This window comes from Variovorax sp. 160MFSha2.1, assembly GCF_048305075.1.
GTDB lineage: Bacteria > Pseudomonadota > Gammaproteobacteria > Burkholderiales > Burkholderiaceae_C > Variovorax > Variovorax guangxiensis.
In genome coordinates, this window is sequence record NZ_CP157624.1 from 3,185,244 (window position 1) to 3,197,074 (window position 11,831).

The window sequence follows — 11,831 nt, forward strand, 5'->3', positions numbered from 1 at the left end:
CCCCGAAACCTCTCCGAACCGCATGAACAAGCCGTTGCCAGCCCAAATTCCAACTCCTTCTTCATCGCTATTTGCACGCCGCACCGTCATCGCGGCTCTCGCTGCCACCCCCATGATTCCCGCTCTGGCCCAGTTCCGGGTCGAGGTTTCCGGTGTGGGGCTCACGCAGCTGCCGATCGCGCTCGTTCCATTCAAGGGGCAGGAATCCTCCCCGCAGAAGATCTCCGACATCGTCCAGGCCGACCTGGAGCGCAGCGGCCAGTTCCGCGGCGTCGATGCCTCGGGGCAGGCCCTCGACGAGGCATCGCGCCCCGATCTTTCGCTGTGGCGCCAGCGCACCGCCGATTCGCTCGTGGCGGGCAGCGTCACCCGTCTGGCCGACGGCCGCTTCGACGTGCGCTTCCGCCTGTGGGACGTGGTGAAGGGCCAGGACCTCGGCGGCCAGAGCTACACCGTTCCCCAGGGCGACCTGCGGCTGGCATCGCATCGCATCGCCGACTACGTTTACGAGAAGCTGACCGGCGAAAAGGGCATCTTCTCGACCCGCATCGCCTACGTCACCAAGGGCGGCAGCCGCTACTCGCTGTGGGTGGCCGACGCCGACGGCGAGAACGCGCAGGCCGCGCTCGCCAGTCCCGAGCCGATCATCTCGCCGTGCTGGTCGTCCAATGGCCAGCAGCTCGCGTACGTGTCCTTCGAGTCGCGCAAGCCCGTCGTGTACGTGCACAACGTGGCCACCGGCCAGCGCCGCCTGCTTGCCAACTTCAAGGGCTCCAACAGCGCCCCGGCCTGGGCACCCGACGGCAACTCGCTGGCCGTCACGCTCAGCCGCGACGGCGGTTCGCAGCTCTTCTCCATTCCCGCCAGCGGCGGCGAACCGCGCCGCCTGACGCAGAGCTCCAGCATCGACACCGAGCCGGTGTACTCGGCCGACGGCAGCACGATCTATTTCGTGAGCGACCGCGGCGGCGCTCCCCAGATCTACAAGATGAGCGCCGGCGGCGGCAGCCCCACGCGGGTGACCTTCAGCGGCACCTACAACATCTCTCCATCTGTCAGCGGCGATGGCCGGTGGTTGGCCTACATCTCGCGAGTGGGCGGCGCCTTCAAACTCCATGTGATGGAGTTGGCAACCGGCAACGTCAGCGCGATCACCGACACCTCCGCGGACGAAAGTCCGAGTTTTGCTCCGAACAGCAAGCTGATCGTCTACGCCACCCAGCTCCAGGGCCGCGAAGCCCTGATGACGACCACGCTCGATGGAAAAATAAAGGCACGACTGGCGGGACAGGCGGGAGACATCAGGGAACCGGACTGGGGTCCGTTCCAAAAGCAATGACCAAGGTTTATTTGAGGAGTTTGAAAAAATGTTGAAACGTACGCTCTATTCGCTGGCCATCGTGGCTCTCATCGCCGGTTGCTCGTCGGGCACCAAGCTCAACGAAACGCCGGTGACCGACCGCTCGGGCACGGCTGGCGGCCAGCAGGGCGCCAGCACCGTGGCACCTGTCACCATCGACCCGACCGCGGGCACCGCGCAAGGCCCGGTGGGCGTCGAGCGCATCGTCTATTTCGACTACGACAGCTACACGGTCAAGCCCGAGTTCCAGTCGCTGATCGACGGCCATGCCCGCTTCCTCAAGGCCAACCCGCAGCGCCGCATCTCGATCGAAGGCCACACCGACGAGCGCGGCGGCCGCGAGTACAACCTGGCCCTCGGCCAGAAGCGTTCCGAAGCCGTGCGTCGCGCACTGACCCTGCTGGGCGTGAACGACAACCAGATCGAAGCCGTGAGCTTCGGCAAGGAAAAGCCGGCCGTGACCGGCTCGGGTGAGGAAGTCTGGGCGCAGAACCGCCGCGCCGAAATCCGCTACACCCGGTGATGCCACGCGCCCTACTGCGAGGCGCGGCGCTGGCCGCCGCCTTGCTCTGCGTCTCGGCGGCCTCGCAGGCCGCGCTGTTCGAGGATGACGAGGCTCGCCGCGCCATCCTCGACCTGCGCCAGCGCGTCGAGGCCATGCGCCAGCAGACCGACCAGCGGCTCACCGACGAGAACGGCCAGCTGCGTCGCAGCCTGCTCGACCTGCAGAACCAGATCGAGCAGATGCGTGGCGATCTGGCCCGAATGACCGGCCAGAACGAGCAGCTCACGCGCACGCTGAGCGAAATGCAGTCGCGCCAGACCACCATCGACGACAAGCTCAAGCAGAGCGAGCCCTCGAAGGTGTCGGTGGACGGCCGCGAGTTCACCGCCGATCCCAAGGAGAAGGCCGACTTCGAGGCTGCCCTCGGCGTGTTCCGCTCGGGCCAGTTCGCGCAGGCGCAGACCGCGTTCGCCGAATTCGTCAAGCGCTACCCGCAAAGCGGCTACAACGCCTCGGCACTCTTCTGGCTTGGCAACGCGCAGTACGCCACGCGCAACTACAACGAGGCCATCGCGAACTTCCGCTCCATGCTCTCGCTCGCGCCCGACCATGCCAAGGCTCCCGAGGCCGTGCTGTCGATCGCGAACTGCCAGATCGAGCTGAAGGACACGCGCGCCGCGCGCCGTACGCTGGAAGACCTGACCAAGGCCTATCCGCAATCCGAAGCCGCGCAGGCCGGCCGCGAGCGTCTCTCGCGCCTGCGCTGATGCGGGCGGAGCATTCCGCTTGAGCGCCATCATCGCTACCGCATCTCTCACTCCTCCCACAGCCGCCGCGGACGTCGTCACAGACACCGCGGCGCCTGACTTTGCGCGCCGCTTCGGCGGGCTCGAGCGGCTCTACGGCGTGGCCGGCGCAGCGCGCATCCGCGATGCGCACGTGCTGGTCGTCGGCATCGGCGGCGTGGGCTCGTGGGCGGTCGAGGCCCTGGCGCGCAGCGGAGTGGGGCGCCTGACCATGATCGACCTCGACCACGTGTCGGAGTCGAACATCAACCGCCAGATCCATGCCCTCGACGCGACCGTCGGGCAGGCCAAGGTCGAGGCGATGCGCGAGCGCATCGCCCAGATCAACCCCGAGTGCAAGGTGCAGGCCATCGACGATTTCGTCGAGCCCGGCAACTGGCTTTCGCTGCTCGAGGCCGCGCAGGCTGTGAACGGGCCGGCAACGGCCGTCATCGACGCCTGCGACCAGGTGAAGGCCAAGGTGGCGATGGCGGCATGGGCCCGTGCTTCGCGCGCTGCGTTCATCACGGTGGGCGCGGCAGGGGGCAAGCGGCAGGCACACAAGGTGGACATCGAGGACCTGTCGCTGGTCACGCACGACCCGCTGCTGGCCCAGCTGCGCCAGCGCCTGCGCAAGGAGCATGGCGCCCCGCGCGAGGGCCGCAAGATCGGCGTCGCCTGCGTCTTCAGCCGCGAAAGCGTGGCTCCGCCGGACGCCTCGTGCGCCATCGAGAGCGGGGACGGCACGCTCAACTGCCATGGCTACGGATCGGTGGTCAGCGTGACCGCGACTTTCGGCCAATGTGCGGCAGGTTGGGTTCTGGACAAAATCGCGTCCAACGTCGCGCTATAATCTTTGGCTTTGCCGGATATCACTTCGGCAAAGAACAGAAAAATGGTTCCGGGACGTTAGCTCAGTTGGTAGAGCAGCGGACTTTTAATCCGTTGGTCACTGGTTCGAATCCAGTACGTCCTACCAGACCTTCTTCGAAATCCTCGCCTGCCTTGTGCACGCGAGGATTTTTTCTTGGCCGCTCCAATACGCCTTGCCCTGCGACATGTGTTCAAGGCCGCTGCTGAGGACACCCCAGCCTGAACTGCCTGTCCCGCGTGCGGTGCCGTTCGGCACGCTGCCAATCCTGGGTGTACATGCCTTGCGGCTGCCTCCCAAGTGCGTCCAGCCACTTGATGCGCTCGGCAAGTCCGCTGCACTCATCGGCGAAACCTTGATCGACGTTCTGCGCCACCTGTCGCTCGTATTCCTGCTGTTGCGCCGCGATGACCGCGTTGTTCCGCCGCGATGCCTCGCGCTCCTGCGGACTCATCCCATCGGCGACGTTCACGTCGCGCCGCAGGCGCACCGTCGTGGCGCGTGAGCCTTCGGGACACGGTCCGTCGGAGTACGCTGCCTTGCCGGAAGGCGTGAGGCACTTCGTGACCTCGAAGGTGTCCTGTGTCGTCGTTCTTTCCTGGGGAAGCGAAGGCGGCGCCGTAGGTGCAGGACGATTGCTCGCCGACGGCGGTGTGGCAGACGAGGGCATCGGGATGGAACGCGGTCCGACAGGCTGGGTCAGCAGCCACTCGGCCAGCAGGTAGAACACGAACACCACCACAACGCCCACAACCAGCCACAGCCCCAGGCGACGTTCCGGTTGGGGCTGTCGCAAGCTGCGCTCCCAGGCGGCCATGGCCTCCCGGCGTTCGCGCATCGGATCGTGTTCGTCTTCGGTGCTCATGGGGCCGTAGTATCTGCGTTGAAGGCTCCCGCAGAGCGGTCGCCTGGCCCGGCAAGCACTCGGCTTTCACCTACGCAATCAGCTCTTCGCTCTCCACATCGAAGAAAACCACCTTCGACAGATCGACCGAAAACCGCGCCCGCGCTCCGGCCGTCAACGTCACATCCGGCGCCAGCCGCGCCGTGAAGTCATGCCCGTCGATGTCCAGCAGCACCAGCGTGTCCGCCCCGGTCGGCTCGACCACCTGCACGCGCGCTTCCAGATGGCACTGCGAGGGACGGGGCACCGCATCCGAAGCAACGAGGCTCACCGCCTCGGCGCGCAACCCGACGATGACATCCTGCCCAGCGCAGACCGCCTGCGGCACAGCCGCCAACACCTCCGCCGGCAGATTGATCGCCGTTTCCCCGGCACCACCATCCGCAGCCACCAGCCGCAGCTCCCCATGCCGCTCGCTCGCCATCCGCATGCGCAGCAGATTCATGCGCAGCAGATTCATGCGCGGCGATCCCATGAAGCTGGCCACGAAGGTATTGGCCGGCCGGTTGTAGACCTCGTGCGGCGTGCCCAGTTGCTGCAGCACGCCGCCCTTCATCACCGCGATGCGCGTGGCCAACGTCATGGCCTCGATCTGGTCGTGGGTGACATAAACGATGGTGGCGTTCAGGCGCTGATGCAGCTTCTTGATCTCGGTGCGCATGTCCAGCCTGAGCTGGGCGTCGAGGTTGGACAAGGGCTCGTCGAACAGGTAGAGCTGCGGCTCGCGCGCCAGCGCGCGCCCGATGGCCACGCGCTGGCGCTGGCCGCCGGAGAGCTGGCGCGGCTTGCGGTCCATCAGGTGGCCGATCTGCAGCAGCTCGCCCACCTTCTTCACGCGCTCGGCGCGGGTGGCCTTGTCGACCTTGCGCATCTCCAGCGGAAACTCGATGTTCTTCGCCACCGTCATGTTGGGGTAGAGCGCATACGACTGGAACACCATCGAGATGTTGCGTTCCGCCGGCGCGGCGTGCGTGATGTCGCTCCCGTTGAGCTGCAGCCGGCCTTCGCTGGGCTCTTCCAGCCCCGCGATGATGTTCATCAGCGTGCTCTTGCCGCAGCCCGAAGGGCCGACGAGCACGAGGAATTCGCCGTCTTCCAGCGCGATGGAGATGTCGTGCAGGATGTGCACGGGGCCGAAGCTCTTGCGGATGCCAATCAAGTCCAGAGAAGCCATTCACCTACCCAACTAACCTTTGACCGAGCCGGCCATGAGGCCGCGCACGAAATACTTGCCGGAGACCAGGTACACGATGAGCGTCGGCAGCGCCGCGATGAAGGCGCCCGCGAAGTGCACGTTGTATTCCTTGACCCCCGTGGAGCTGTTGACGAGGTTGTTCAGCGCCACGGTGATGGGGAAAGAGCTGTAGTCGCTGAACGAGGCCCCGAAGAGGAACTCGTTCCAGATGTTGGTGAACTGCCAGATCACCGTCACCACGATGATCGGCGTGCTGTTGGGCAGCAGGATGCGCCACAGCACGCCGAAGAAGCCCGCGCCGTCCATGCGCGCCGAGCGCACCAGCTCCTGCGGAAAGGCCGCGTAGTAGTTGCGGAAGAAGAGGGTGGTGAAGCCGATGCCGTACACCGTGTTGACGAAGACCAGCCCCGTCACCGTGCCCGCGATGCCCAGCAGGCCCAGCGTCTTGGCCATCGGGATCAGCACGATCTGGAACGGGATGAACACCGAGAACAGCATCGCCGCGAACAGCAGGTGCGCGCCGCGCACCCTGAACTGCGTGAGGATGTAGCCGTTCACCGCGCCGATCAGCGTCGACAGCACCACGCCCGGCACAACCAGCAGGAACGAGTTGATGAAGTAGGGCTTCAGCCCGGTGGGCTGCACGCCGATCTGCGCTGTGCTCCAGGCGGCGCGCCAGGGCGCGAGGGTCCAGTCCACCGGCAGCGTCATCAGGTTGCCGTTGCGGATCTCCTCCAGCGGCTTCAGCGAGTTGACGACCATCACGTACACCGGCATCAGGAACACCAGCGCCATCACGGCCAGGAGCGCGTAGAGCGCGATGCGCAGGCTCCGCTCAGCCATTGTTCTTCGCTCCCCGCATCTCGCGCAGCAGATAGGGCACCACCACGACGCTGATCGCCAGCAGCATCAGCACCGAGCTCGCCGCGCCCACGGCCATCTCGTTGCGCGCGAAGGTGTACTGGTACATGAAGACCGAAGGCAGCCAGGTCGAGCGCCCGGGCCCGCCGTTGGTCAGCGCGATCACCAGGTCGTAGGACTTGATCGCCATGTGCGCCAGGATCACGAAGGCCGAGACGAACACCGGCCCCAGCTGCGGAATGACGATGCGCGCGTAGATCTGCCAGGTGCGCGCGCCGTCGACGCGCGCGGCGCTGATCTGCTCGCTGTCCACGCCACGCAGCCCGGCCAGGAACATCGCCATCACGAAGCCGGAGGTCTGCCACACGGCGGCGATGACCACGCAGTAGATGGCCATGTCGCCGTCCTTGATCCAGCCGAAGGCGAAGCTGCTCCAGCCCAGGCTCTGCAGCGTGTGCTCCAGGCCCACGCCGGGGTCGAGCAGCCATTTCCAGGCCGTGCCGGTGACGATGAGCGAGAGCGCCATCGGGTAGAGGAAGATGGAGCGCAGCACGCCCTCGGCGCGGATCTTCTGGTCGATGAGTATCGCCAGCGCCAGCCCCAGCACCATCGCAATGACGATGTAGAGGCTGGCGAACACCGCGAGGTTGTGCAGCGACACCTCCCAGTTCTCCAGGCCGAGCAGGCGTTCGTAGTTCGCCGTGCCCGCCCACTCGGCGGTGGGCAGCATGGTCGACGTCGTGAACGACAGGTACACCGTGAACATGATGTAGCCGTACACGCAGACCAGCACGAGCAGGGCGCTGGGGCTCAGCAGGAGCCGGGGGAGCAGGTTGGATTTCAAGGGCGGCAGCAGGCGTCGGTGAGGTCTTCAGTTCTTCGCCGCCGACACCAGTGCCGCGACGGCTTTCCTGTCGTCCAGCTGGCCGTTGAAGTGCCGGGTGATCACGTCGTAGAACGCGTTCTTGATCGACGCGGGCACCGCGTGGCCGTGCGCCATCGAGCCCACCAGCGTGTTGCCCGCGCTGGCCTCGGCCACGTCCTTGATGGCCTTCTTGCCGCAGGCGTCGAAGGCCGTGTCCGGCACGTCCGTGCGCGCGGGCGCCGAGCCCTTCACCACGTTGAAGGCCGACTGGAAGCCCGGCTCCATGATCGCGGCGGCCAGCTTCTGCTGCGCGGCCTCCTTGTCGGCGTCCTTCATCTTGAACATCACGAACTGGTCGGTGTTGAAGGTGACCACGCCCTGCGTGCCCGGGAAGCGGAAGCAGGCGAAGTCCTTGCCCGGCACCTGCCTGGCGTTGACGAACTCGCCCTTGGCCCAGTCGCCCATCACCTGGAAGCCGGCCTTGCCGCCGATCACCATGCCGGAGGCCACGTTCCAGTCGCGTCCCGAGAAGTCCTTGTCGACCAGCTTGCGCAGCTGGCCCATGCGCTGGAACACCTTCTCGGTGGTGGGCGAGCCGATGGTCTTGCCGTCGAGCTCGATGAAGACCTTGCGGTAGTAGTCGATGCCGCCCGTGGAGAGCGCCACGCTCTCGAACAGCGTCGCGTCCTGCCACGGCTGGCCGCCATGGGCGATGGCGACGAAGCCGGCCTTCTGCACCTTCTCGGCGGCGGCGATGAACTCGTCCCATGTCCTGGGCTCGGCCGTCACGCCGGCCTTGGCCAGCACCGCCTGGTTGGCCCACACCCAGTTGGTCGAATGGATGTTGACCGGCGCGGCGATCCACTTGCCGTTGTACTTCGAGAACTTCTGCAGCGCGGGCGGCACCACCTTGTCCCAGCCGCCTTTCTGGGCGAGCGCGTTGAGGTCGGCCACCACGCCCTGCTTGCCCCAGTCGAGGATGTCGAAGCCCAGCATCTGCGAGGCCGTGGGCGGGTTGCCCGCGGTCACGCGTGCCCGCAGCGCGGTCATCGCGGCCTCGCCGCTGCCGCCGGCCACGGGCATGTCGTTCCACTTGACGCCCTGTTTCTCGAGGTTGCCCTTGAGCACGTTGAGCGCGCCGGCCTCGCCGCCGGAGGTCCACCAGTGCAGGACTTCCACGCTCTGCTGTTGCTGGGCCATGGCGGCGCCGCTGCCCATGGCGAGGCTGAGGGCGGCTGCGGTGAATCGGGATGAGGTTTTCATGTGCTTGTCTCTTCTCATTGCAGTGTTGGATGCCGGAGCCGGCGGCAGTTTAGGCAGCCCCTCCGGGGCCGCGCGCTGTGATTTCCCGGACGAAACACAGCGTTGCGAGCGCAACAAGAGCGCCGCCAGGAGCGTGTGCGGGATCGCCATTGCCTGGTTCACTCCCACCAGGCTTCCATCTGGATGCCGAACACGGTGGCGCTGCGCCGCCCGTTGGCGCCGAAGGTGCCTGCGTTGGCGTCGGCCGCGGCCTTGTTCCAGCTGGCGCGCGTGGCGTAGATGCGGAATTCGGGCCGGGTCCAGAAGTCGGTGTTCGGCGAGAAGGCCACGGCGATCGTGCCCTTGTTCAGCGTCTGCCTGGGCTGGCCGTCGATGCTGCGGCGCGTCGTGCCCAGCTCGGCCAGCAGCTTCGTGTACTTGGCGATGCCGTAGGACACGCGCCCGCCCAGCGTGAAGTCGCGCGTCTCGGGGCCGTCGTCGGGGCGCGTGGTCTGGTAGCCGATCAGCGTCTGGCCGCCGAAGCGCCCGATCTGGAAGTCCATCGAGTCCAGGATGCGCCGCTGCTTCGCGCCCGCCTGCGGCGTGATCACCGTGCGCTCCACCAGCGGCGCGAAGAAGAAGCTGTCCGACTGGCCGATGCCCGCCGGCAGCAGGAAGCCGGTGGTCGTCGTGCTGTTGTCCAGGTTGTAGAACTTGCCGCTGAGCGACGAATGCCCGTTGGAGGCCTGCGCAATGAAGATGTTGTTCAGCCCCGGCGTCAGGAAGTTCTTCTGCACATGCATCAGGCCCAGCGCGCCGCCGTCCTTGCCCTTGGCGAAGTTGCCCGAGATCAGCCCGCCCGTGACGGTGAGCTTGCCGTCCGGGTTGGTCGGAATGTCGCGCCACTGCACGTTGATGCGCTTGGCGTTGTTGGGGTTGCCGCTTCTGTTGTCGACCGAGTCGGCCGTGTGCACCGCCACGTTCAGCCGCCCGAGGCCGCCCAGCGGAATGTCGTCGATGCCGGCGCCGTAGTTGTCGCCGTCCTCCACCACCCACTTGTCGACGATGTGCACGTCCTGCACGCGGTGGTAGCGCTGGCCGGCCCACAGCGTGGCGCTGTTGCCGAAGATGCCGCTGAGCGAGAAGTACGCCTGCGCCGTGCCGCTCTTGCCGTTGTAGATCGTGGGCATGTAGAACACGCCCCACTTGATGCCGTCGCCCAGGTCGAAGCGCTTGCCGATGCCGAACTCGAGGTAGTTGTCGCCCTCGTTGCCCAGGCGGTACTTCTGCAGGTCGCCGCCCAGCGAGTAGCCGCCCTTGGGCTTGCCGTTGCCGGCGCTGTAGAAGCCGCCGCGGCCGTAGCCCCAGAACTCCAGGCCGGTGGCCTCATTGACCTTCTTGACGAAGTCCTTGGTGGGGTCGGACTTAACCGCCGCCTCGGGCGGTGCGTCCGTCGGTGTCTCCGCAGTCTGGGCATGCGCCAGGCCGTGCAAGCCGGCGAGCAGCACGACGGCCGCGGCGGTGATTCGGTTCAGCTTGGGTCTCACGGGAGTCTCCTTGGTCAGGGTTGTTGTGAAGGCGTGAAAGAAGCGGGAAAAAAGAGAAAAAAGGCCGTCCGGCCGCTTTGGGCAAAAGCGGTCCCGCACCGGTCGAAACCGGCGTGTCGCGTTCAGACGCGTTCGAACGGAAAGGGGGAGAGAGGGAGCGAGGGAGGCGCTATCGCTTCATCGGGCGACAGGCAGGGCGGGCGCACGGCACAGGGCGTTCGCGAAAGAAGTGACGCACGGCGATGCGGCAATGAGGCCTGCGTTCAGGCATTTGCCGGTCGTGCATGCAGGTCGCTGCCATGTGCTGTGTCTCCTCTTGTTGTGCTGCGTTTGCCGTGTCGCTCTTTGTCGGAAGGCCGGCTTCCCGAGGGGGCCCGACGTGTGACGGCACGCAGTGTAGGAGCGGGGTTTCGCGCGGCGATCTTGTGATTTCCCGGACGAAACACAGCGTTGGCAGCGCAAAAAGCGCCGGGGTGAAGAGCCTGCTGTGGCGGAAGAAAAGCGCTTCAGCCGCTCGTGCTCGCGCGCACGATCAGCTCGACGGGCAGCGTGTTGAGCCGGGGCATCGAGGAGCCCTGCAGCACCAGCTCGACACCGAAGCGGCCGAGTTCCTGGCGGTCCACGCGCAGCGTGGTGATGGGCGGATCGGACTGCGCCGCGGCGAGTGTGTCGTCGAAGCCGACGATGGCGATATCGCCCGGCACCGAGAGGCCCGCCTGCCTGCAAGTGCGCAATGCGGCGAGCGCCGCCGCGTCGTTGTACGCGAACACCGCGTCGGGCGGCCTGCGCAGCCGAAGCAGCTGCTGCATCGCGGCCGATGCGCCCAGGTCGTGCAGTTGCCCCGTGGGCGCCACCACTTCGAGCTCGGGGTCGGCGAGGATGCCGGCCTCGAAGAGCGCGCGGCGGTAGCCCTGCGCGCGCTCGAGGATGCTCACATGCGCCAGCGAGCCCGCGATGTACGCGACGCGCTTGCGGCCGATGTCCAGCAGGTGGCGCGTGGCCATGTAGCCGCCCACCGCGTTGTCGGGGTTCACCGAGGGCAGGTCGCCCTGCGAGAAGTCGATGAGCGCGATCGGCAGCTCCAGCCCCGCCACCATCTGCAGCACCTCGCTCTCGAAGTAGCCGGCCGCGAGGATCATGTCGGGCTCGTGCATGCGCAGCTGCTCGCGTATCGGATCGGTGGGCCCGCAGGTCAGCAGCGTGGGCACGATGCCGAACCTGCGGCACGCCTCCTCCACGCCATGCAGTACGTCGGAGAAGAAGGGGTTGGTCGAGAAGTGGCTGTGCTGCCTGTGCACCATGAAGGCCAGCTGCCTGGCCTTGGCGCCGCGCAGTCGCGCCGCGTTGTAGCCGATGTCGCGTGCCACCTGGCGGATCATGCGGCGCGTCTCGTCGGAGAGGCCGCGCTGGTTCTTCAATGCGCGCGATACGGTGCTGATGGAGACGCCGGAGGCCTCGGCCACATCGCGGATGGTTACGGGCATGGATCTCCTTGGGATGAGCTGTCGCGGTGAGAAAGGGCGCCATTTTGGGGTTGGCGGCGCGGCCTTGTCGAGGCACTGCTGCACGCGCGAAGCCTTTGCCTGGAAGGGGAAGCGCGCTGATTTGTTTCCCTGCCAACGCCATGTTTCGTTCGGGAAATCACAAGACCGCCGCGGCCGCGGCCGTACCTACACTGCGGCCGTCCGGCGCTCCG

The 11,831-nt window shown here is 66.5% G+C and carries 11 protein-coding genes and 1 tRNA gene; 5 read left to right on the forward strand and 7 right to left on the reverse strand.

Annotated elements, in window-relative coordinates:
* Positions 1-112 precede the first annotated feature (112 nt).
* From tolB to ABL838_RS14445, 5 genes are all read left to right on the forward strand, one after another.
* A complete protein-coding gene (gene tolB / locus ABL838_RS14425) occupies positions 113-1,339 on the forward strand; it encodes a Tol-Pal system beta propeller repeat protein TolB (protein WP_221297482.1) in 1,227 nt (408 codons plus the stop codon).
* A 28-nt stretch (positions 1,340-1,367) separates the two neighbouring features.
* A complete protein-coding gene (gene pal / locus ABL838_RS14430; RefSeq protein WP_126019437.1) occupies positions 1,368-1,883 on the forward strand; it encodes a peptidoglycan-associated lipoprotein Pal in 516 nt (171 codons plus the stop codon).
* Positions 1,883-2,632, forward strand: coding sequence for a tol-pal system protein YbgF (gene ybgF, locus ABL838_RS14435; RefSeq protein WP_126019439.1), 750 nt, complete (start codon positions 1,883-1,885; stop codon positions 2,630-2,632). Before pal ends, ybgF begins: the two co-directional genes overlap by 1 nt.
* A gap of 19 nt (positions 2,633-2,651) precedes the next feature.
* On the forward strand, positions 2,652-3,503 hold the full coding sequence (locus tag ABL838_RS14440) for a ThiF family adenylyltransferase (RefSeq protein WP_418125715.1): 852 nt from the start codon (positions 2,652-2,654) through the stop codon (positions 3,501-3,503).
* 50 nt (positions 3,504-3,553) lie between these two features.
* A tRNA-Lys gene (locus ABL838_RS14445) sits at positions 3,554-3,629 on the forward strand.
* Between the two features lie 85 nt (positions 3,630-3,714).
* Here the strand turns inward: ABL838_RS14445 and ABL838_RS14450 are convergent.
* From ABL838_RS14450 to ABL838_RS14480, 7 genes are all read right to left on the reverse strand, one after another.
* A complete protein-coding gene (locus tag ABL838_RS14450) occupies positions 3,715-4,386 on the reverse strand; it encodes a hypothetical protein (protein WP_418125716.1) in 672 nt (223 codons plus the stop codon).
* Between the two features lie 70 nt (positions 4,387-4,456).
* Positions 4,457-5,599 carry an ABC transporter ATP-binding protein gene (locus tag ABL838_RS14455; RefSeq protein ID WP_418125717.1) on the reverse strand — a complete coding sequence of 381 codons (1,143 nt, stop codon included), beginning with the start codon at positions 5,597-5,599 and terminating at the stop codon, positions 4,457-4,459.
* Between the two features lie 12 nt (positions 5,600-5,611).
* Positions 5,612-6,463, reverse strand: coding sequence for a carbohydrate ABC transporter permease (locus ABL838_RS14460; protein ID WP_369658240.1), 852 nt, complete (start codon positions 6,461-6,463; stop codon positions 5,612-5,614).
* Complete coding sequence (locus tag ABL838_RS14465; RefSeq protein ID WP_418125718.1) at positions 6,456-7,325, reverse strand: carbohydrate ABC transporter permease; 870 nt, start codon at positions 7,323-7,325, stop codon at positions 6,456-6,458. The genes ABL838_RS14460 and ABL838_RS14465 overlap by 8 nt, the downstream gene beginning before the upstream one ends.
* A gap of 27 nt (positions 7,326-7,352) precedes the next feature.
* Complete coding sequence (locus tag ABL838_RS14470) at positions 7,353-8,609, reverse strand: ABC transporter substrate-binding protein (protein ID WP_418125719.1); 1,257 nt, start codon at positions 8,607-8,609, stop codon at positions 7,353-7,355.
* Positions 8,610-8,767: 158 nt separating this feature from the next.
* The gene (locus ABL838_RS14475; RefSeq protein ID WP_418125720.1) at positions 8,768-10,135 is read right to left on the reverse strand and encodes a carbohydrate porin; all 1,368 of its coding nucleotides are present in this window, start codon (positions 10,133-10,135) and stop codon (positions 8,768-8,770) included.
* Positions 10,136-10,641: 506 nt separating this feature from the next.
* Entirely contained in the window at positions 10,642-11,619 is a 978-nt protein-coding gene (locus tag ABL838_RS14480; protein WP_184638165.1) for a LacI family DNA-binding transcriptional regulator, read from the reverse strand.
* Positions 11,620-11,831 lie beyond the last annotated feature (212 nt).

Excerpts from the sequence above, each read along its gene's own strand:
- tolB (WP_221297482.1), top strand. The coding sequence starts at position 113 with ATGATTCCCGCTCTGGCCCAGTTCCGGGTCGAGGTTTCCGGTGTGGGG.
- pal (WP_126019437.1), top strand. The coding sequence starts at position 1,368 with ATGTTGAAACGTACGCTCTATTCGCTGGCCATCGTGGCTCTCATCGCC.
- ybgF (WP_126019439.1), top strand. The coding sequence starts at position 1,883 with ATGCCACGCGCCCTACTGCGAGGCGCGGCGCTGGCCGCCGCCTTGCTC.
- ABL838_RS14450 (WP_418125716.1), bottom strand. The coding sequence starts at position 4,386 with ATGAGCACCGAAGACGAACACGATCCGATGCGCGAACGCCGGGAGGCC.
- ABL838_RS14455 (WP_418125717.1), bottom strand. The coding sequence starts at position 5,599 with ATGGCTTCTCTGGACTTGATTGGCATCCGCAAGAGCTTCGGCCCCGTG.
- ABL838_RS14460 (WP_369658240.1), bottom strand. The coding sequence starts at position 6,463 with ATGGCTGAGCGGAGCCTGCGCATCGCGCTCTACGCGCTCCTGGCCGTG.
- ABL838_RS14470 (WP_418125719.1), bottom strand. The coding sequence starts at position 8,609 with ATGAAAACCTCATCCCGATTCACCGCAGCCGCCCTCAGCCTCGCCATG.
- ABL838_RS14480 (WP_184638165.1), bottom strand. The coding sequence starts at position 11,619 with ATGCCCGTAACCATCCGCGATGTGGCCGAGGCCTCCGGCGTCTCCATC.